The sequence below is a fragment of the Sporosarcina sp. FSL W7-1283 genome, from assembly GCF_038003105.1.
GTDB classification, from domain to species: domain Bacteria; phylum Bacillota; class Bacilli; order Bacillales_A; family Planococcaceae; genus Sporosarcina; species Sporosarcina newyorkensis.
This window is the reverse complement of sequence record NZ_JBBOOL010000001.1, coordinates 2,368,112-2,386,322: the sequence shown is the minus strand read 5'-3', so window position 1 is coordinate 2,386,322 and position 18,211 is coordinate 2,368,112. Positions and strand designations below refer to the sequence as shown.

The window sequence follows — 18,211 nt, the reverse complement described above, 5'->3', positions numbered from 1 at the left end:
ATAGTAATCAATAGCAACACAGGGAATACTTTTTACACAGTTTGCAAATCGAATGTAGGATGGAGTTTAAAGCGTAGAGATGAAACTGGTTATTACACTCCAATGTTCGGGTCAGCTCAAATTAGTGGAAAATGGATAATTAAATGAAGTTTAATTTGAATAGGAATGAGAATATGGAACTCAAAGTGATTGAAGGAACAAAAGAGAATGTTGATCCACTGGATAAATATTGGTCTGACAGCGAGTTGGGGGAAGAAAAGGCGTCCAAAAACCACATGGACAGTGTCAAAAGTAATGGAATTTATGTGGCAGATAACCTAATGAAACTAATAGAAAATACGTTTAGACAAGGTTATTATGCTGGGAGTACTAATGAGAAAGAAAATATCATGAACTTATATCAAAAAGACAAAGAATCATTCGTTTTACTAGCTCATGTGATTGCGTTGAGTAAACCAAAACCGAAAGAAATCCAATGAAAATTTACTTTTACAGGGAGTTGAAACAAATGAGATTGTATTTACTATACGTGTCTTATCCACATGAAGGTGGTTATGTATATGGAGTCTATTCATCAAAAGAGGAAGCAGAACGCTATAAGAATAACGATGATTATGTTCTAAGTCCAAGTCATGCTTATATTGAAGAGATCGTTGTAGATGAGTTTAGGAGAATTGAAATTTAGTCCAATCAATAGATTATTATATAAAGAAAAGAGGAGAGAGCGTACTTGAGTGAAGAATTTTTAGAGGAAGAAGATTATATAGTTGTAATTCCTACCATAGATAAACCAATTAAACTTGTCTATGAAAACCAGTACAATCTTAAGCCAACAGGTGATCCTATGGTATTTGCTGTAACAACAAAAATGACAGTGAGGGAAGCTGCGCTAAGAATGAATATGAGCATAGATGAGTTTCTGGAATGGATAAACACAATCTAATAAATCAATTCATTTACTTAAAAAAGGAGATGAGATAATGAATTTTACCAAGTACAGAGTAACTGAAAATACAATGCTAAGCGAGATGATGAGATACTGTAGTAGTATTATCTCATACAGAAGAGAAAAAGATGAAGATTATCCAGACGTGTATTCATGCATATCGACTAGAACAGGTGGAGTAGAAGTAAGAAAAAGAAACTACAATATGAGTGATGACGAATTGTTGCTTGCTATCAGATATGATGTGAATAACGACTTCTACTACTTTCTAGAGAAGAAGGAATTCGGGATTAGAATTTTAGAAAATAGAGTTATAATTTACGATAAAGAGGATTTTTATACTTATTTTGATAACGTAATCAATAACATATCCAAGTAAATTTCATTTTATTAGGGAGAAGGAGTGAAGAAAATGAAGGGAAAGCAAATTGAATTTGACAAAGATGAGCAAGAGGCTAGATTTGTATCATGGGAAGATGGAGCGCTGAATATTACAATATATTGCACCTACGGAGGATCTGTAGAGATTGAATTAAGTAGTGAAGACGTAGGAGAGTTGATAAAATTAATAAATAAAAACAAATAAAACAATTATTGTATTGTGAAATAAGGCTTCAAGAACGTTGTACCTAATGGATTTGTGAGAACCAATAAAATGAAAAATGGAGGTTTTGAAATGAAAGGTAAACAAATTGCAGATTTAATTGTAGAATGGGCAGATGAACAGAGAATGCATCCAGATGATTTTAGCTCTCTGTTTGTGGAAGAGTTGATAGAGTTATTAGATAAGGATAAGGTTGAAAGCTCATGAGAATTGAGTTTGAAAATGGAAGTGTAATTGAGACAGCCGAATCTAATGAAGGCAATGCAATCAGAGGTAAGGGGATAGGATTGTGGTGGTTTAATGATAAAGATGAAAAGGAGGAAGGGGACATGACAATAAATCAATCTTTATCAGGATATGCTTCGTATATGATTGAAGCTATAAGAGAAAAGTTGGGCTACGAGCCTGACGATGATAGTCATGATGAAGAGGTTCTAGCTTACTTTCAAAGAGGAGAGAAGCTCTCTAAGTCGAAGCATTTGAAACAAGGTGACGCCAAATAAATCAACTATTATTTGAATTGACAGAAAAGAGGAGATTATATGAAAAGAATTGCTTTAGTTTTATTAATGGCAACTATCATTTTAGCTGGCTGTGGATCACAAACTGTAAATGAAGCACAAAATGAGAATGTTAGATTTGCAGGAGTAAAAGGAAGCGTCACAATCGTCACAGATAATAGCACAGGATGTAAATATATTAGAGAGCAGGTACATTCTCAAATTAGTAATGCCCATAGTATAGCTTTGGCAACGCTGTTGAAATCAGATGGTACGCCTGATTGTGATTAACGAAATAAACTAATAAAACTTTGCTTTTAAGGGATAGTAGACAAAAATAGAAAGGAGCAGATTTTTTGAAAACAATTGAGTATCAGGCAGTTTATTTTTCCAAATTGACTAAGCCACATTATCAAGAACTTGATATGCACAAGCTGAACGAATTAGGAGAAGAAGGGTGGGAGCTAGTGAGCATTGTAAGCGGTCAATGTATTTTTAAAAGAGCAGTTACTGCACAGCTCGATGAAACTAAACGGTAAAAGACTGATTGTATTGGGATGATAGACAAATAATGTTGAGGGAGGGATGAAAACAATGACTCTATTCGACGATGGAAAAGACGTTGAGGTAAAGACACTTCACAAAAGCATATTCCCAAAAGGAACAAAGGGAAAGGTCGTTGATTGCCAATTCGTAGGTGGGACAACGGAAAGAATATACCTCTTTCAAACATATGAACATATTCACGGGTTAGTAGATGGTCTAAAAACAGCTTGGTATTTTGATAGGGATTTAGTAAACATCATTGATAAATAATCAGCAGTACGAAGATAAATTTTAAACAAGGAGTGAAATAAAATTGATCAAACCTAGAGCATTCAGGGTATTTGATGAAGGTGTAGACGTGGAAGATCTCTACAATGCCGAGTATTGGTGGATCGATGGAGATGGAAAAGTATACGTCAGAATCAAGGAAAGTAAAACTATTCATGAAGTCATAGGAGATAAAGTAGAAATAAGAACCAATTAACAACAGTATTTGATGGTAAAAGGTAAGTTTGATTGGAAGATCATATTAATAGACAAAACTAAAAGAAAGTTATATAATGTTGATTAAGAGGTGAGGGAATGAGGGGAGTATCGATATACTGTGATGGTGGCGTTCGTGGAAACGGCAAGGAAAATAATCTTGGAGCTTGGGCATACACGGTTGAGATTGACAGAGACCTATATAGCAATTCTAAGGTTGTAATTAATACTACTAATAACATTATGGAGATGACTGCTTGTATAGAAGCCCTGAAGAGTTTAGATGATTATGACTTACAGGTAACGATACAGACAGACTCATCTTATTTATTACAAGGTGCTACAAATTGGATTATCAACTGGAAGAAGAATGATTGGATGAGAGGAGTTAATAAAGATCAGCCAGTCTTAAATAAAGAGCTGTGGCAAGAATTAGATGAGCTGTGTAGCAAGTTTGCTAAAGTTGAATGGGTAAAAATAAAAGGGCATTCTGGAAATCATGGAAACGAATTAGTAGATGCTATGGTGAATAAAGTTATGGATGAGTATTTAGAAAAAGAAGGTGGACTAAATGTCAACTGAAGTAAATGTAGAAAATGCAACGGTAAACCTCATCCTCACTATTAATGGATATGCTCATCTGGTGGGAATGAGTCAAGATAATTTAGATGCTATTTCTTATTTAGTAAAGCAAGCAACTGAGGTAGTTGTTCCGACTGGAAGAAACCAATTAGAGCTGAATGAGTTTTTAAATTACAAGAGTTAAAGAGGGCGACGATATGATTAAACAAGTCATTGGTAATTTACTAGATGCACCAGAAGTAATTATAGGACATCAAGTTAACTGCAAATTTGTTATGGGAGCAGGGCTAGCCAAACAGATTCGACAAGTATATCCTGAAGCATATTATTCTTATATGTCTGCTAGTCATCAGAGTGATTTATTAGGGAAAATTCAGGTTGTCAATATAAATAGTAAGCGAACAGTAGTCAATCTATTTGCACAGTATAATTACGGTAGGACAGGATTATATACCGATTATCAAGCTCTTAAAGAAACGTTGGTTAAACTAAGAAAATACGCGAGTAAGAATAATTTAGGCGTTGCTTTGCCTTATGGTTTAGGATGTGGACTTGCTGGTGGAGATTGGAACACAGTAATCAAAATTATTGAAGATGCTTTTGATGGATATCAAGTAGCAACATATAAACTACCATAAAATATTTCTTTTAAAAGGAGGTACGCCACAATGCAATATGAGATGAAAAGGAACCATCCATCAATCACAAGGATTGAAAGACTCATCTCTGAGGTAGAAACTGCTAACCGTTATGTTAAAAAGACGACAAGGCTTCACCAGAACAATAAGAAATTATCTAGACTGAATAAAGAGCTCCAAAGAGCAATTTATCAATACAATAAGTTTGACTTGTTTAATTTTCTTGAAGAAGAAATGAATAAACGGATCACTGAATTACATGCAAGTGGAAGAACTATTGCATTTAGTGAGCTATATGAGTAAGGAATAATCCGTTAAAAGGAAGAATTTACAAGGAAAGGAGAGAGGTAGATGAAGAAATATCTCATAGGATTATTAGTGTTAGCAACCTTCTTTGCAGGATGTTCATCGAGCTCTGTAGGTGCAAACATGCCTAGTAGTTTTGAAATATTGTCAAGAGATAGTGTTCATAATTCAGAAGTTGAAAAAATCAGAGACAAGGAAACTGGATGCTATTACTTATCATCATCAGGTTCTTATAAGGCAGCTCTTACACAAATGTTTATAGAGAAGGACGGAGTAAGTGTTCCGTATTGTGATGATTTAAAATAAGAATTTTATTAGGAAACATAATCGAAGGAGAGTGTAATTGATGAGTGAGCATGGATCATTGCTAGGGCGGTATGATGGTTATATTGGCTACTACGACGAAACAGAGAGATACGGAAACATAGAAGAACTGAAGGAAATGATTCTATATAAGAAAGTGGTAGAAGTAACACAAGATAAAGTAGTATTGGAAAACGGTGCAGTATTGACAATTGAATGTAGCGAGCAGGATTGTTGTGCAAATGGTGGCGGAGAATTTGAATTTGATAAGTATAATGCTCCTCTAGAAGCAGTAATCACTGATTTCCAGATTGGAGAACAAGAAGATGTTCCAGATGAAGATACGAGAATTAGCAAAAACACGATTACTTTATTTCACAACCAGAATCCAATAATCGAAGCCAGTGCTACAACAGATGCAGGAAATGGTGGCTACTACTTTAGTGTTACGAGTTTGGTCATTAACAATATCCATTTTCCTTTTGTAGAAGCCTGAGAGGAGAAAAGCAAATGAAATTAATCTTACGTGCATGGCTACCTGACAGGAAAAAGATGCTTCACCATGATGAGATTTCACTGACAGAAGGAAGAGTATTTGAGCGTATTTATGATCCACGAACAGGAATGAATAGCTTTGCAAGAGATAATGCAGTGCCTATGATTAGTTTGGGAGCTAAAGACAGGAACAAAAAACTTATCTATAGTGGAGATGTCGTAAAAAGAATTATCCCACTTGGAATTGCCATAGGAGTAGTAGTTGTTCATAATGGAGTTTTTAAATTGGAATGTGCAACATATATTTACGAATCCTTTAAGGAGAAGAATTTAATTCCTTTAAGTACTTACGCACAACGGTACGAGGTTTTAGGGAATATTTACGAAGACCCAGCTTTACTAAAGGAGTATTCTGAGCTAATAGAAAGCAAATAAAAGAAGACTTGTATAGGAGGTGACTCGTGTGCCAATTCGTGAATTGGAAATCCTTGTAGCAGCATTAGAGGGCGATGTTATTAGACAGAAAGAGTCAGATAAACGAGATGAGCCAGCGTTTAAGGCATGGCTTGAGGACACAGAGAAATTATTAAAGAAAGTTAGACTACGTTTAAGCAATGAAAAGTCGCGGGAAGCTTTGATAGATTTCTACAAGGAAAGATAAAAGGGAAGGAAGGGGTATATGTGTCATTTATTAAAGAAAGTAATGCCATGAAAATAACAATATCTGAAGATAAAAAGATATTTATTGATACCGGTATTAATGCAGAGTTTATGGATATTAAAATAAAAGGAAAAAGAAACGAAAAAACTGAAATTTCTATCGAAGAACTCTTAAAAATATACGAGGTTCAAATTTTCCATATTAGGTCACTTGAGTTTATGTACTCAAAAGAAAATATCTTAAATAATAAAGAATACCGCTATCTACTAGATAAATCAATCCCATTCTTTCAAGGACTGCTCTTAGATTTAGTAGGATGCGAAAAGCGGGACGAGATAATTGAAGAATTAGATTCTAAGATAAATGAGAAAGTGATGCACAAAGCGTTTGAAAGTTTAAGTCTATAAAAGATTCATTTGATAGGGAGATGATTAATTATTAAAGCATTAATCGAGATAGAAGTAACTGGTAATTGGGAAGAACCTCTGTCAAATGACGGAATTATAGATATTTTAACTGCTGTTATTTGCGATGGTGCAGAATCTTTCGGTATGGATGCGGATTTTAAAATAGTGAAAATGATCAGAGAAGAGGGATGACATGTTTGACTACCAGTTTATCATTAGGAAGTTTAATGGAGAAAAGGAATTTTATATGCAAAGATTCGACAAAGAGTTGAATGACGAAGAAATAAGTGAAGTGATGGTTAGTTTATATGAAAAGTACAGTAACGTCAAAAGTACAATGTTGGATAGAGTATTCATTGTAAAATAACTGTTTTAAAAAGAAAGGTGAGATATATAAGTGGATATTGGTATCGAGAAAAGAGAAGTCGAATTTGTATACTTAATGAATTGTAACTCTAAAAGTGAGATGGATTTGGAAATTAATAAAAAGAAAAAAGATGGTTATGAACTGCTACAAGAGCACAAGATTGATACGGGATATGGTATTGATTATAATGCACGAATGATGAAGATTATTAAATAGATAAAACAGACATTTTAAAGGAGGATAAACATGAGTAAAGATGATTTCGGGGATCGTATGAAAGGTTATGAAAATGCATATAGATTTTTACTGCCTAAGCGTATGCCAGTAATGATTCGCATTGATGGCAAAGCATTTCACACATATACAAAAGGAATGGTCAAGCCATTTGATGAAGATTTAACAAATGCTTTTTGGGAAGCGTGTAAATACCTTGCAAAGAATATTATGGGATGTAAGATTGTTTATCACCAATCAGATGAAATTAGCTTACTTTTAACAAATTATGATAAGCTGACAACTGAATCTTGGTTTAACAATAATCTACAAAAGATGGCTTCAATTGCTGCTTCGATGACTACAGCTAAATTTAATGAAGTGATCCGTGAGAAGTACCCTAATAAACCTTTCGCTATGTTTGATGCGAGAGCATGGATATTGCCTCACGACGAAGTGTGTAATGCATTTTTATGGAGAATGCAAGACGCTACCAAGAATAGTATTTCAATGGTTGCACAGGCTAACTTTCCACATAAACAATTACAAGGACTTAATGGTGGTCAAATGCAAGACAAGTTGATGTTGGAGAAGGGAATTAATTGGAATGACCTTCCTGTATGGCAGAAACGTGGCGTATGTATAACTAAACAGTATTACGAGAAAAACGGTGCAAAACGCAGTAAGTGGGAAGTAGATCATAATACTCCTATTTTTTCACAGGATAGAGATTATATTAACCAGTATGTGTATTTGGATAAATAGATGGGAGAAGATTTATATATGGCGGATATCAATTTAATTGAAAAAGAATCAGACATTTCACATGCGTACAAGATGAAATGGGATTTGAAAATTTACAATGAAGATTATGACGTGTATAGGATTGAAGGTTTCAACCATACTTTAGGTGGTAGATTAGGAGAGAACTGTTATTGGGCATGTCCAGCAGGAGAAATTCCATCTTATGAAAATTTAATTCAATTTAGTGGACAAGCACCAACTTGGGGAGTGTTTTTTGAAGAAACAAATTACACAAAGCACAAATGGGGTGAAAGTTCAGTTGAGCGTGGAGCAACATGTTGGATAACTAGAAATGGAGAGAAGTTTTATGATGTAATGGGAAGAGATATGTCCTATGCGCTATCCAAGGCACAATACTTCCTTGTACAGCTTCTAGAAGAGTGCCCTTTAAATATCAGTGAGAGAGATTGGAAAGAGCAAGCTGTAGGAATGAAAATCTGGTATGACGGTGAGCCAGCAGTTATTGATCATGTAACATCTATGAATAATCTTTGGATTGTGCCTGTACAAGATGAAGGATTTAAAACTCCAGAAGGATGGGAAGATGAAGACTTCGAAGAATATAAAGATGGATTAGTCGCAGACCTGCTTTCTCCTAGTATTAAATGGTTTAGAGACTAAAGATAAAAGAATGATTTTGTTCTGAAATATGTAAAAAGGAGTTACAAAATGAGTGTTCAGACTTCCTTATTTATATTATTGGGATTGACAGTGCTATCAGTGTGTATGATTGCAGGTGTCTTTATAGGAGAAAAAATATCTAAAAGTAAACCTATTGATAAGTCTGTCGTTTATATGTCTGTATTTGGAATAGCTGGCGTTTTGATAGGAATACCTTTGGCTATAATTAGTGAGATAGCGGTAATTCAATTACTAAATTTATGAAAGTATAAAGAATAAAGCTATGTTTTTATCGGATAAATTAGAGATGGTATGGAACAATTACACAAGTATAAGATTAATTATAATAAAAGGAGAGATGAGATGTTGTATATAACTTATCATTTTACATTTAAAAATGGAATTAAAGAGAAATATATACTAGAAATTGAACCGCATGAAATTAAAGAATCAATTGAAAACGTCAGATCCATTAATCAAGGAATCAAAGATTATATAGGAACTAATATGGGATCTACTTTATCTTTGAATACAACAGAAGGAGATGTTTTTATAAGCGTAGATACACTTCAATGTGCTAGAGTAGAAGGCATAGAAGATTTAGGAAGAGCGGTAGAGAAAGATGAATAACAATCTAACTCCAAGTGAATTATTAATGAAAAGTATTACAGCGTCTCATGGGCATTCACCTGACGTTGTTCAAGCATTAGCAGATGCACTGTGGAAAGCTGAGAAGTATGAGAAAATAAAGACAGAAATAGAGGACTGGAAAGAGCTCTTTTACTTATTAAAGAGTGATCACAGTCTATTGGAGAATTTTCAGACAAACGAATGGATGACTAAGGCGCGAAATATGAATATAGAAATTTAATAAAAAATGTCTTTTATAATGGAAATGAGTGATAATATGAAGAACTTATCGTTTGACAAGTTAGATGTACTTATGGTATTATTAGTAGGTGAGGAGCTTTCTGAAAGAATGGGAGATAATTATTATAATATATTAATTGATTCTCCATTTCTAGATAAGTTGAATGAAGATCCGTATTATGTTCATTATTATGATCCAGTTTATTGGACTAAGTGGATTGTCGATTGGTATGACAATCAGAATTAATAAGTAATAATATAAATTGAGAGAGGTGATAATATGAACGGTGAGCAGATTGTCGAAAATATTATTGAGTGGGCTAATAAGAATAATATGCATCCAGATGATTTTAGTAGTTTATTTGTAGAGGAATTACTAGAGATGTTGGAAGAAGATAAATAAGAAATAATTTTAGTAAGGAGTCATATGTGATGAAATGTAATATTAAAAGTTGTTTATGGAATTCTTATGATCAGTGCTGTCCAGAAAGCGAAGATTAATTTGACAGCGCTATTCCAAATACATTAGATTGTCCAACCTTTGTAAGTTCAGAAATTGAAAAACAAATATTTGCATTATACGATGAATGTAAATCTCTATTAAAAAAGAGAAATCTAAAAGAGTTGCAAGAAATTAAATGCTTTATAGAATCACAAAGAACTCTATAAAAGATCAATTTTATTGAATTAGCTATTTTAGTAAATGTTGAAATATTAGGCATACAAACGTTGATATGAAAGGGTTTGTATAGTGGATTATACGGATATTTGATAAGCAATGAAAATCTCAACAATTTATCATTTATTCAAAAATAACATGCTACAAAGCCTATGGGTATAAGGTTTGTAATCAGATAAAACCTATATTTTATCACACGATCATATAACTTGCAACATTATTTAATAAGTGTTATGATAGTATAGTAGTGTTGTTTAAAAGCAATCATAAGTAAAGTTAAATAACAAAAGTGAGGTGGTGGAATTGGAAATATTAAAGCCGCATGAAGTTGTTGTTATACTAGACAAGCCAGAACAATGTGAGCAGAGAATAGTAGATATAGTAGTTGAATATTGGTCAGTATCAGCTGTAATGAAGAATGGAAACGATGTGTATACATCGGTTATAACGTTTGAGGCACTGGAAGAAGCACAAAAACTCAAAGTAGGGGATGTGTTTATGAGGTGAATAAATTAACAGAAGAAAGAGATGCAGAAATTAGAGATGCTCTTGGTCATATTGCTCATAATTTGCATAATGGATATGTGTCTTATGAAGATATGTTTTGGGCTCACAAGACAATTAAAGAATTATTGTTTCTGTTGTATCTGAAGAAGGGAGATTATGATGATGGATAAGTTGGATAATATTTTGTTATTGCTATTTGCAATTGCAAGCGAAAGGAGTGGGAAATGATGTTGTGTCCTGAAGATATACAACGTAAGAATGTGATTAAGACTGAGAAATTGCTTATTAATAATCATGGAGAATTACCTAAAACAATGATACAACACTTCGATAAGATTAAAGAGAATCTTAATAAGTACGAAGTAGGAGACAGACTGTTAAATAGAATTAGTGATACTATGTATAAAGCTACTTTAATGAAAACCTTAGAGGAAGCAGAGACGGATATAAAGTATTTAGCTGATACATTTTGGGATCAAATATATTAATAAGTAAAGTTAGATAATAAATAAAAAAATCGATAAACAGAGTAATGAAATTCTTGTTATCTTAGGGCGTCACACAAACCGAAAAAGGATGATTGGCAATAGGTAAAAAGAAAACATTTAAAGAAGTGAAAAGGACATTTGAGAGTGGCGGATATATTTTACTCGAAACCGAGTACATTAATCAAAGCGAAAAAATGAAATGTATTTGTCCAAAGCACCCTGACAAACCTATTTATCTAACTTACAAGGTGGTCAAGAGAGGTGTAGGGAGTGTGGGTATGAACGACTCTCTGAGATGCATCGTCATGACATTGAATTAGTGAAGAAGAAATTTGAAGAAAAAGACTACACCTTACTTGATGACATCTACATTAATTCAACTAGTCCATTGAAATACAGATGTAATAAACATTCTGATGAAATTCAAATAACAAATTTTAATAACCTTAAGTCGAATTCTCATACTTGTTTTTTCTGTAAAAGGAAAAATTTCAATGGTTCTAGCAACCCTTCTTGGAAGGGAGGAACGGTCACTTTTGATGAATTCCTAAGAAGATGCATAAGAGATTGGAGAGATAAATATCTGGAAGAAAACGATGGAAAATGTTTTTTAACAAATGAAAGACACGAGAATATTGAAGTGCATCATGTAATTCCTTATAACCCTATTAGAGACAGCATTTTAGAGAAGTTCAATGTAAGTAAAAATGACAGGATTGGCATAGTATCCGATGAAATCAGACAAGAGATGAAAGAAATGATTGTACTTTCTCACTTAGAAGTAAGAGGAATTCCTCTGCGTAAATGGTTGCATGTAAAGTTCCATCAAATTTTCGGCAACAATTTTACAGAAGAAAGCTTTGATGTTTTTAGAAAAATGTATCAGGACGAGGAGTTGAGAGATTGAGGTATGTTGGAATTGATCCGAGTCTTGCATCTACGGGACTAGTCATATTAGATGAAGGGGGTCAAGTAATCGAGTCTGTAAGCCTAAAAGCAGGCAAGGAAGACGATCCATTACGTTTCATGAAGCTCTCAAAGAGGATTAGAAAACATCTAATCCCTGCTACAGATAGAGTGTTGATTGAAGGGTTTAGTTTTGGGAGTCGTGGAGCTGGGGTGTCAAAGATGTTTGGTATCGGCTGGACAATTAGAATAATGCTTGAAGAAGAACATTTCAAATGGACAGAGGCAGCTCCTACTACAGTGAAAAAGTTTGCTAGTAATAAAGGGAATGCAAAGAAGGAAGATCTGGTGTTGCCTGTGTATAAGAAATGGGGATTTGAAAGTAGTAGCAATGATATTACCGATGCATTTATTATGGCGAAAATGGCTTGGGGCATGTACAATCCCGATGAACTTCTTGAGTACGAAAAAGAAGTACTAAAAAAGATTAAGAAGCCGTAAATAAAATTAAGTAATAAAAAGATCGCGTTGCATATACTGGATGCCTTCTATACAATAATAAGTGGAGAGTAAATTTTGCTCTTGACATAAAGAAAATTAAACACAGAAAAGGGAGACTGATTATTAGATGGCTAATCTACAGGACACGTTTGAATTTGTCGGAGAATTAAAATTTGGAAAAGAACCTATTAAGGAAACGGTATTTGATTCAGGTTGGGCAAAAAAGGAAGTCTCAATCGCAGTAAATGAATCAAAGTCTAACGGAGTATTCCTGAATGTAGAAGGTGGATATAATAAAACTAATGGTCGAGCTAATCAGGTCTACTCTTTTAGCAAAGGTATCTTTGGTGAAAGAGGTGGTAAGTTAGAGGTTAGTTGGGATTCTCGTACAGATAAAAGCATCGTAAATTCGGTTGCAGACTTTAGTAAAACAATTATTGATCTAACTACAGATGAAGAAGTTAAAAAGAGATTCTATGACTTGAGAGGTGAGATTTTTAAGTTAGAACAGAATGAAAATCCTGAGCAAGAAGACCGTGATAAGTTACAGGAATTGTACAACAAGATTCAAGAAGAGGTTCCACATCGTTACGAGTTTTTACATGGCTTTGATGTAGTTGATTTCTTCGAAAAGTTTCATGATAAGTTAGCAGGTAAGAAATTCCGTGTTAAAGGAAATGTGGAAGTTTCTCACTGGAAAGGTAAATTTTATATTAACTATAAACCGAACTTGTTTGAGTTAGTTCCTGATGATACACAGAATAAACTGACGGCTGACTTAGACTTATACTTTACTAAAGATGTAGCTGATAAAGCGTTATTGAAGTCGGATAAAGTTATCACATATAACACACATGTATACTCTTATGACGGTAGCCAGAAAAAGAAAGTATTCTTGCCATTAGAAACTGTATTAAACCTGTCTAAATACGATTTAGAAAACAATCAAGCTCATAAAACACACTATAACTTGATTGAAAAATATATGACAGTAAAAGGGAAAGGTGTTTACCGACTACCATTCTCAGTGAAAATTGTACGTGGAAGTGAAATTGAAGAGTTTAAAGAGGGAGATTTGACAGAGGATCAACAAGCATTAGTTGATATTGGATATGCTACAGTTGATGACTTTAAGCCAAAAGGAGTAACTTTCGGAGACTCATTGAATGAGATTCGATTGATGTTCCCTATGATTAAAGACTTAGGAGCTGATTTGAATTTCACTGATGGAGCTGTGCTGACGGATTATGAGGAAGATGAGTTAGAGTATGTTGCTGTTGATCGTGGAACTAAAACACCTGACGTAAAAGATACTAAGCCGACAGAGAGCGAAACTAATCCATTCGGTATTGACAGTTCAGATTTACCATTCTGATTTAGATAATATTGATCATAAGTAAAATTAAATAACATAAAAAGGATGATAAAATAATATGACGAAAAAAAGAAAATTCGGTAAGAAGAACGTAATTAAGGTTGATCCACTAGCGTACAATATTGGGCTAATTGCCCCTAGTGGCTTCGGTAAAACTACAATGGCAGTAGAAGTTTGTGAGAAGTTGGTGGGAGAGGACGGTTATCTCCTCATTAACTGCGGTAAAGAGGACGGAATTGACGCCATCCCGAATGCTATCTATGAAGATGCCCCAGATTGGGAGACGTTCGAAGAGATTGCTGATGATATTATCGAGAATAAAGACACCGACTACAAGGACTTGAAAGTGATTATTTACGATACATTAGATGAGTTATTTCGTATTGCAGAGCCTCAAGTAATCAAGTTGAACAACCGAGAAAATCCGGATAAAAAAGTCAAATCAATCAAAGCTGCATATGGTGGGTTTATGGCTGGAGAAGATAAGGCAATTGAAATTATTCTTGATAAGGTATGGGCATTAAAGAATGTAGGTGTTCAAATGTTTATTCTGGGACATACAAAAACTCGTACACAAACTGATCCAATGACAGGTACAGAGTATGATATCCTAACTAATAACATGTCTAATCGCTATTTCAACGCAATCAAGACCAAGCTTCATATTTTAGGGGTTGGGTCATTTGACCGATCCATTGAGAAGACAACCGTTAAGAAGATGATGAACGTAGAAACCAAAGGCAAGATTGTAGATGAGCGTCGTCTGATTACCTTCCGTGACAACAACTATAACATTGATTCTAAGTCTCGTTTTGCTGATATTATAGAGCAAATTCCTTTAGATGCAGATGAATTTATTGAAGCAATTAATAACGCAATTAAACTAGCTCACGATAAACAGTCTGGCGCAAAATCTATTGAAGAAACAAAAGTAGAACAAGATAAAGAACTCGAAGAGAAAGTAACAGAAGCAGTAAAAGAAGCGAATGAAAATACTATAAACGAAGAAGAGAATGAAGGTTTAGTAAAACAAATTCTCGAAAAATTGAATTCTTCTCCAAAAGATGTGAAACAAAAAGCAATTGAATATGCTAAAGACAATGGAATTTCATTGAAAGAGCATACAGAGACACCGACTTACCAATATAAACAACTGCTTTCACAGTTCGATTAAAAGATAATATAAAAATAAATAGGATAGAGATTAAACTCTCTGTCCTATTTATATAAGTAAAGGATGATTGAATTAATGGCTAGGAAAGTAAGATGCATTTATTGTCGTGACTATGGTACAGATGAGACATTTTATAGAGTTCGTAAGGATTCATATAGCAATAGATTTTTATACTACTGTTCAGAAGATGAGTATAAATTAGATATGGAAAATCAAAGAAAGAAAAAAGAAGAAACAAGGAAATACAAAGACTTAATGCAGTATATCATGGAAGATATTTATAACTATGAAAAAGGTATGGTCTTCCCGACTTCGTTGACTAGAAGAATTCAGAAGCTTAGAGAATTTTATGATTATGAAACGATCAAGAGCGCTTTTAAGCATAGTAAAGAAGCAATAAATTGGGCTCTTAATAATAAGAGGTTTGAAAATGAATATAATAAAACATCGTATATAATGGCTATCGTGAATGGTAATATAAATGATGTTTATTTAAATAATAAGAGATTAGAAAGTCAGAGAGAAATTCAACTACAAAGAGAGAAATCAGTAGATGTAGGATTATTTAATGAAACTGTTAACAGTAATACTCCAATTAAAAAGAGTAAACTTAAAGATATTAGTTCATTTTTAGATGAAAGTTTTTAAAGGAGGTTATAATAATTGAAGGAAATTACTGATTATGATAAAAGATTAGTTGAAAATAGAGAAGTTCTTGAAGCCTCTTTTATTTTTTGTCTATGGAAAAATCCAGAGCTGTTCGATGACTATAATGACTTCAATCCTAGCACAGAGCTTATGTTAAATGATTCAAGATTTTACTATTCATTAGGTAAAGACATGAGTTCCTTAAATTACAAATCATTAGATCATGCATCAATTTACGGTCACTTGAAGGATAATGAAGAAACTAGAAACAAATTTAATAGTTTAGGTGGCTATCAAACAGTAGATAAAATGTGCAAGATTATCAGTACTGAGAACGTAGAGTCTTATTATGACACGCTGACTAAGAGCAATATGTTATTAGACTTAAATGATAAAGGCTTCAACGTTATCAATGAATTAGAAAGATTTAAGAAGATGACATCATCTCAACTTTATGACTATTACGAGTATCAGTTGGACGATATATTCTTGAATAGGGGATCTAACGTAGAAATAGAAGATTTGGAGATTACAGATGAGTTTATTGATCGTTGTAACTCAGGAGAAGAACGTGGACTAAGCTACTCATCTACTGCTCCTCTTATGAATTACCATACAATGGGTCTGCATAAAGCCAACGTCCAGATTTTTGCTGGATTCTCTGGGACGGGTAAAAGTAGTTATGTAGTAAGTTCCTATGTCATGCCTATTTTGGATGAAGGTGAAAATATTACGATTATTGCCAACGAGATGAATATTGACGCATGGAGACACTTATTCTTAGCTACTGTTCTTTCACAAAAATTAGGATATTACGGATTAACAAGAAAGAAGCAGAAGACAGGAAGCTACACACCTGAGCAATTAGCTAAAATTAAAGAAGCTCAACAATATATCAATGAGAATTACAAAGGTAGACTGAAGTTTGTTAAGATCTATGACTACAGTATCGATGATGTACGGAGAATTATCCGCAAGATGAGCAAGAGAGGCTTTGGATATTTCATTTACGATACATTTAAAAGTGAGAATGCTGCTTCAGATAAGGTTACGGGGGAACTTATCGAGGCTTCCAAGACTCTTTTGCAAGTAGCTGAGAAGGAAGAAGTATGTATTATCATCACTATGCAGCTAGCTATTTATATGGAAAATACAAGATATCTAACAGCTTCCACACTATCCAACGCTAAAGGTGTAAAAGAGGTAGTATCGGAGCTCATTCTCATGAGGAAGTTATGGGATGACGAGTTTACTGGGAAAAAATATGATGTTAAGCCTTGGAGATATATGAAAGACCCTATCACTGGTAAGATAAACGGCAGTAAAGAATTTTTAACATTAGATGAAAATAAAAGATATCGCATAATGTTTCTTGATAAAACAAGAAATGACGAAGATGATATTTGTGTTATTAGTAAATTTGACGGGCAATGGAATCAGTGGAAAGAGATAGGTTACTGCAACCCCATGCATCAGAACAGGGTGTGAGTGAATGAATGTCCATGCTTTAAAGGAGCATATTATTAATAATGAAGAGTTCATTCCCTTAATCCTAGAGAGTGTTGGATTTGTTGATGTTGACGGGAGCTTCGGGCAAGGAAATGACTATAGGTGTGCTTGGGAAGACGGAAGTAATCCTACCTCTGTACAAGTGCGAAAGGATACTTTATCCTCTAATTATTTTGCGAAAGGATTAAAAGGGGACTTAATCACATTAGTGCGAGAAAAGAAGGGCTTATCTTTTCCCGATACATTGAAATTAATAAAAAAGATAATTAAATATGAAGAATGCGAAATAGAAGTTAAGCTGCCATTTGGAGGATTCTTTAATGAAGTTCTCAACGTTTCGGATAATAATTATGCAGATTTAGAAACTTACAGTGAGACCATACTTGATGAATATCTATTAGCCCCATCCAAGATGTTTTTAGAGGACGGCATCTCTTATGATGTTCAGAGTAAGTATAAGATATTTTATGATGTGATGAGCGACAGAATAGGAGTACCTTGGAGATCACTTTCAGGTGATATTGTAGGTATCATGGGTAGATTAAATAAACATGAATTAGAAGAGTGGGAAAGTAAGTGGTTGCCACTCATAGCATTCCCTAAAAGCAAGACTATCTTTGGATTCAGTGAAAATTATAGTCAAATTCAAAATGAAGGACTGTTATTTTTAGGGGAGAGTGAAAAATCACCCATGCAATTATCCTCTAAAAACATTGATTTAGGACTAGCCTTGGGTGGAAATACGTTGTCTCAGTTTCAAGCCAATAATATCAAATCTTTATTTGCAAAAAAAATAATAATAATGTTAGATGAAGGATTAGAAGAGAGTAAAAGCATTGAGATAGCTGAGCAATTAAAGATGGATACATTCTTCAGAAATGAAGTTTTTTATATATATGATAAGAATAATAAATATCTACCCAGCGGAAGTAAGATGAGCCCTAGTGATCTGACTAAAAGGGATTTTAAGAAGTTGGTTATGGAGTGTAGTAGGAAAGTATAGGAGGGTTATCTATTAATAAAAATACAGGGAATGAAAAAGAACAAGAATTAGCCAAAAAGCTAAGAGAAGAAGGCA

Annotated in this window: 39 protein-coding genes; all 39 read left to right on the top strand. The window is 33.8% G+C overall.

Going from position 1 to position 18,211, the window contains the following annotated elements; all coding sequences use genetic code 11:
* Positions 1-173: 173 nt before the first annotated feature.
* The gene (locus tag MKY93_RS12040) at positions 174-479 is read left to right on the top strand and encodes a hypothetical protein (protein ID WP_340759240.1); all 306 of its coding nucleotides are present in this window, start codon (positions 174-176) and stop codon (positions 477-479) included.
* A gap of 29 nt (positions 480-508) precedes the next feature.
* A complete protein-coding gene (locus MKY93_RS12035) occupies positions 509-685 on the top strand; it encodes a hypothetical protein (protein WP_340759239.1) in 177 nt (58 codons plus the stop codon).
* 45 nt (positions 686-730) lie between these two features.
* Positions 731-943, top strand: coding sequence for a hypothetical protein (locus MKY93_RS12030; protein ID WP_340759238.1), 213 nt, complete (start codon positions 731-733; stop codon positions 941-943).
* A gap of 37 nt (positions 944-980) precedes the next feature.
* Positions 981-1,325, top strand: coding sequence for a hypothetical protein (locus MKY93_RS12025; protein ID WP_340759237.1), 345 nt, complete (start codon positions 981-983; stop codon positions 1,323-1,325).
* Between the two features lie 33 nt (positions 1,326-1,358).
* Positions 1,359-1,532 carry a hypothetical protein gene (locus tag MKY93_RS12020; RefSeq protein ID WP_340759236.1) on the top strand — a complete coding sequence of 58 codons (174 nt, stop codon included), beginning with the start codon at positions 1,359-1,361 and terminating at the stop codon, positions 1,530-1,532.
* Between the two features lie 90 nt (positions 1,533-1,622).
* Positions 1,623-1,757: a hypothetical protein gene (locus MKY93_RS12015; protein ID WP_340759235.1), complete on the top strand. Its 135-nt coding sequence runs from the start codon at positions 1,623-1,625 to the stop codon at positions 1,755-1,757.
* Positions 1,754-2,053 (top strand): hypothetical protein, encoded by a 300-nt coding sequence (locus MKY93_RS12010; RefSeq protein ID WP_340759234.1) that lies wholly within the window; start codon positions 1,754-1,756, stop codon positions 2,051-2,053. Before MKY93_RS12015 ends, MKY93_RS12010 begins: the two co-directional genes overlap by 4 nt.
* A gap of 39 nt (positions 2,054-2,092) precedes the next feature.
* On the top strand, positions 2,093-2,341 hold the full coding sequence (locus MKY93_RS12005) for a hypothetical protein (RefSeq protein WP_340759233.1): 249 nt from the start codon (positions 2,093-2,095) through the stop codon (positions 2,339-2,341).
* Between the two features lie 65 nt (positions 2,342-2,406).
* Entirely contained in the window at positions 2,407-2,589 is a 183-nt protein-coding gene (locus MKY93_RS12000) for a DUF4177 domain-containing protein (protein WP_340759232.1), read from the top strand.
* A gap of 46 nt (positions 2,590-2,635) precedes the next feature.
* Positions 2,636-2,866 (top strand): hypothetical protein, encoded by a 231-nt coding sequence (locus tag MKY93_RS11995; protein ID WP_340759231.1) that lies wholly within the window; start codon positions 2,636-2,638, stop codon positions 2,864-2,866.
* A gap of 43 nt (positions 2,867-2,909) precedes the next feature.
* A complete protein-coding gene (locus MKY93_RS11990; RefSeq protein WP_340759230.1) occupies positions 2,910-3,080 on the top strand; it encodes a hypothetical protein in 171 nt (56 codons plus the stop codon).
* Between the two features lie 98 nt (positions 3,081-3,178).
* Positions 3,179-3,661, top strand: a complete 483-nt coding sequence (locus tag MKY93_RS11985) for a ribonuclease H family protein (protein ID WP_340759229.1) — start codon at positions 3,179-3,181, stop codon at positions 3,659-3,661.
* Positions 3,651-3,845 (top strand): hypothetical protein, encoded by a 195-nt coding sequence (locus MKY93_RS11980; protein WP_340759228.1) that lies wholly within the window; start codon positions 3,651-3,653, stop codon positions 3,843-3,845. Before MKY93_RS11985 ends, MKY93_RS11980 begins: the two co-directional genes overlap by 11 nt.
* Positions 3,846-3,858: 13 nt before the next feature.
* Positions 3,859-4,299, top strand: a complete 441-nt coding sequence (locus MKY93_RS11975; protein WP_340759227.1) for a macro domain-containing protein — start codon at positions 3,859-3,861, stop codon at positions 4,297-4,299.
* 30 nt (positions 4,300-4,329) lie between these two features.
* A complete protein-coding gene (locus MKY93_RS11970; RefSeq protein WP_340759226.1) occupies positions 4,330-4,602 on the top strand; it encodes a hypothetical protein in 273 nt (90 codons plus the stop codon).
* 48 nt (positions 4,603-4,650) lie between these two features.
* Positions 4,651-4,911, top strand: a complete 261-nt coding sequence (locus MKY93_RS11965; protein WP_340759225.1) for a hypothetical protein — start codon at positions 4,651-4,653, stop codon at positions 4,909-4,911.
* 40 nt (positions 4,912-4,951) lie between these two features.
* Complete coding sequence (locus MKY93_RS11960; protein WP_340759224.1) at positions 4,952-5,404, top strand: DUF7448 domain-containing protein; 453 nt, start codon at positions 4,952-4,954, stop codon at positions 5,402-5,404.
* Between the two features lie 14 nt (positions 5,405-5,418).
* Positions 5,419-5,838 carry a YopX family protein gene (locus MKY93_RS11955; protein WP_340759223.1) on the top strand — a complete coding sequence of 140 codons (420 nt, stop codon included), beginning with the start codon at positions 5,419-5,421 and terminating at the stop codon, positions 5,836-5,838.
* 28 nt (positions 5,839-5,866) lie between these two features.
* A complete protein-coding gene (locus MKY93_RS11950; RefSeq protein ID WP_340759221.1) occupies positions 5,867-6,064 on the top strand; it encodes a hypothetical protein in 198 nt (65 codons plus the stop codon).
* Between the two features lie 20 nt (positions 6,065-6,084).
* A complete protein-coding gene (locus MKY93_RS11945; protein WP_340759220.1) occupies positions 6,085-6,471 on the top strand; it encodes a hypothetical protein in 387 nt (128 codons plus the stop codon).
* Positions 6,472-6,664: 193 nt separating this feature from the next.
* Entirely contained in the window at positions 6,665-6,838 is a 174-nt protein-coding gene (locus tag MKY93_RS11940; RefSeq protein WP_340759219.1) for a hypothetical protein, read from the top strand.
* A 75-nt stretch (positions 6,839-6,913) separates the two neighbouring features.
* Positions 6,914-7,054 carry a hypothetical protein gene (locus MKY93_RS11935; protein WP_340759218.1) on the top strand — a complete coding sequence of 47 codons (141 nt, stop codon included), beginning with the start codon at positions 6,914-6,916 and terminating at the stop codon, positions 7,052-7,054.
* Between the two features lie 30 nt (positions 7,055-7,084).
* The gene (locus MKY93_RS11930; protein ID WP_340759216.1) at positions 7,085-7,816 is read left to right on the top strand and encodes a tRNA(His) guanylyltransferase Thg1 family protein; all 732 of its coding nucleotides are present in this window, start codon (positions 7,085-7,087) and stop codon (positions 7,814-7,816) included.
* An 18-nt stretch (positions 7,817-7,834) separates the two neighbouring features.
* Complete coding sequence (locus MKY93_RS11925) at positions 7,835-8,476, top strand: hypothetical protein (protein ID WP_340759215.1); 642 nt, start codon at positions 7,835-7,837, stop codon at positions 8,474-8,476.
* A 48-nt stretch (positions 8,477-8,524) separates the two neighbouring features.
* Positions 8,525-8,740: a hypothetical protein gene (locus MKY93_RS11920; RefSeq protein ID WP_340759214.1), complete on the top strand. Its 216-nt coding sequence runs from the start codon at positions 8,525-8,527 to the stop codon at positions 8,738-8,740.
* 48 nt (positions 8,741-8,788) lie between these two features.
* Positions 8,789-9,106 carry a hypothetical protein gene (locus tag MKY93_RS11915; RefSeq protein ID WP_340759213.1) on the top strand — a complete coding sequence of 106 codons (318 nt, stop codon included), beginning with the start codon at positions 8,789-8,791 and terminating at the stop codon, positions 9,104-9,106.
* Positions 9,099-9,347 (top strand): hypothetical protein, encoded by a 249-nt coding sequence (locus MKY93_RS11910; RefSeq protein ID WP_340759212.1) that lies wholly within the window; start codon positions 9,099-9,101, stop codon positions 9,345-9,347. Before MKY93_RS11915 ends, MKY93_RS11910 begins: the two co-directional genes overlap by 8 nt.
* A gap of 36 nt (positions 9,348-9,383) precedes the next feature.
* A complete protein-coding gene (locus tag MKY93_RS11905) occupies positions 9,384-9,593 on the top strand; it encodes a hypothetical protein (protein ID WP_340759211.1) in 210 nt (69 codons plus the stop codon).
* A gap of 33 nt (positions 9,594-9,626) precedes the next feature.
* Positions 9,627-9,749 (top strand): hypothetical protein, encoded by a 123-nt coding sequence (locus MKY93_RS11900; RefSeq protein WP_340759210.1) that lies wholly within the window; start codon positions 9,627-9,629, stop codon positions 9,747-9,749.
* 579 nt (positions 9,750-10,328) lie between these two features.
* Positions 10,329-10,532, top strand: a complete 204-nt coding sequence (locus MKY93_RS11895; RefSeq protein ID WP_340759209.1) for a hypothetical protein — start codon at positions 10,329-10,331, stop codon at positions 10,530-10,532.
* Complete coding sequence (locus MKY93_RS11890) at positions 10,529-10,702, top strand: hypothetical protein (protein ID WP_340759208.1); 174 nt, start codon at positions 10,529-10,531, stop codon at positions 10,700-10,702. The genes MKY93_RS11895 and MKY93_RS11890 overlap by 4 nt, the downstream gene beginning before the upstream one ends.
* Positions 10,703-10,759: 57 nt before the next feature.
* Entirely contained in the window at positions 10,760-11,020 is a 261-nt protein-coding gene (locus MKY93_RS11885) for a hypothetical protein (protein ID WP_340759207.1), read from the top strand.
* A 295-nt stretch (positions 11,021-11,315) separates the two neighbouring features.
* Positions 11,316-11,927: a hypothetical protein gene (locus tag MKY93_RS11880; protein ID WP_340759206.1), complete on the top strand. Its 612-nt coding sequence runs from the start codon at positions 11,316-11,318 to the stop codon at positions 11,925-11,927.
* A complete protein-coding gene (locus MKY93_RS11875; protein ID WP_340759205.1) occupies positions 11,924-12,427 on the top strand; it encodes a crossover junction endodeoxyribonuclease RuvC in 504 nt (167 codons plus the stop codon). The genes MKY93_RS11880 and MKY93_RS11875 overlap by 4 nt, the downstream gene beginning before the upstream one ends.
* Positions 12,428-12,554: 127 nt before the next feature.
* Positions 12,555-13,802, top strand: a complete 1,248-nt coding sequence (locus MKY93_RS11870) for a hypothetical protein (protein WP_340759204.1) — start codon at positions 12,555-12,557, stop codon at positions 13,800-13,802.
* Positions 13,803-13,860: 58 nt separating this feature from the next.
* Positions 13,861-14,976, top strand: a complete 1,116-nt coding sequence (locus tag MKY93_RS11865; protein ID WP_340759203.1) for an AAA family ATPase — start codon at positions 13,861-13,863, stop codon at positions 14,974-14,976.
* Positions 14,977-15,051: 75 nt separating this feature from the next.
* The gene (locus MKY93_RS11860; RefSeq protein WP_340759202.1) at positions 15,052-15,624 is read left to right on the top strand and encodes a hypothetical protein; all 573 of its coding nucleotides are present in this window, start codon (positions 15,052-15,054) and stop codon (positions 15,622-15,624) included.
* Between the two features lie 15 nt (positions 15,625-15,639).
* Complete coding sequence (locus tag MKY93_RS11855; protein ID WP_340759201.1) at positions 15,640-17,112, top strand: DnaB-like helicase C-terminal domain-containing protein; 1,473 nt, start codon at positions 15,640-15,642, stop codon at positions 17,110-17,112.
* Positions 17,113-17,116: 4 nt separating this feature from the next.
* Positions 17,117-18,136, top strand: coding sequence for a hypothetical protein (locus tag MKY93_RS11850; RefSeq protein WP_340759200.1), 1,020 nt, complete (start codon positions 17,117-17,119; stop codon positions 18,134-18,136).
* Positions 18,137-18,211 lie beyond the last annotated feature (75 nt).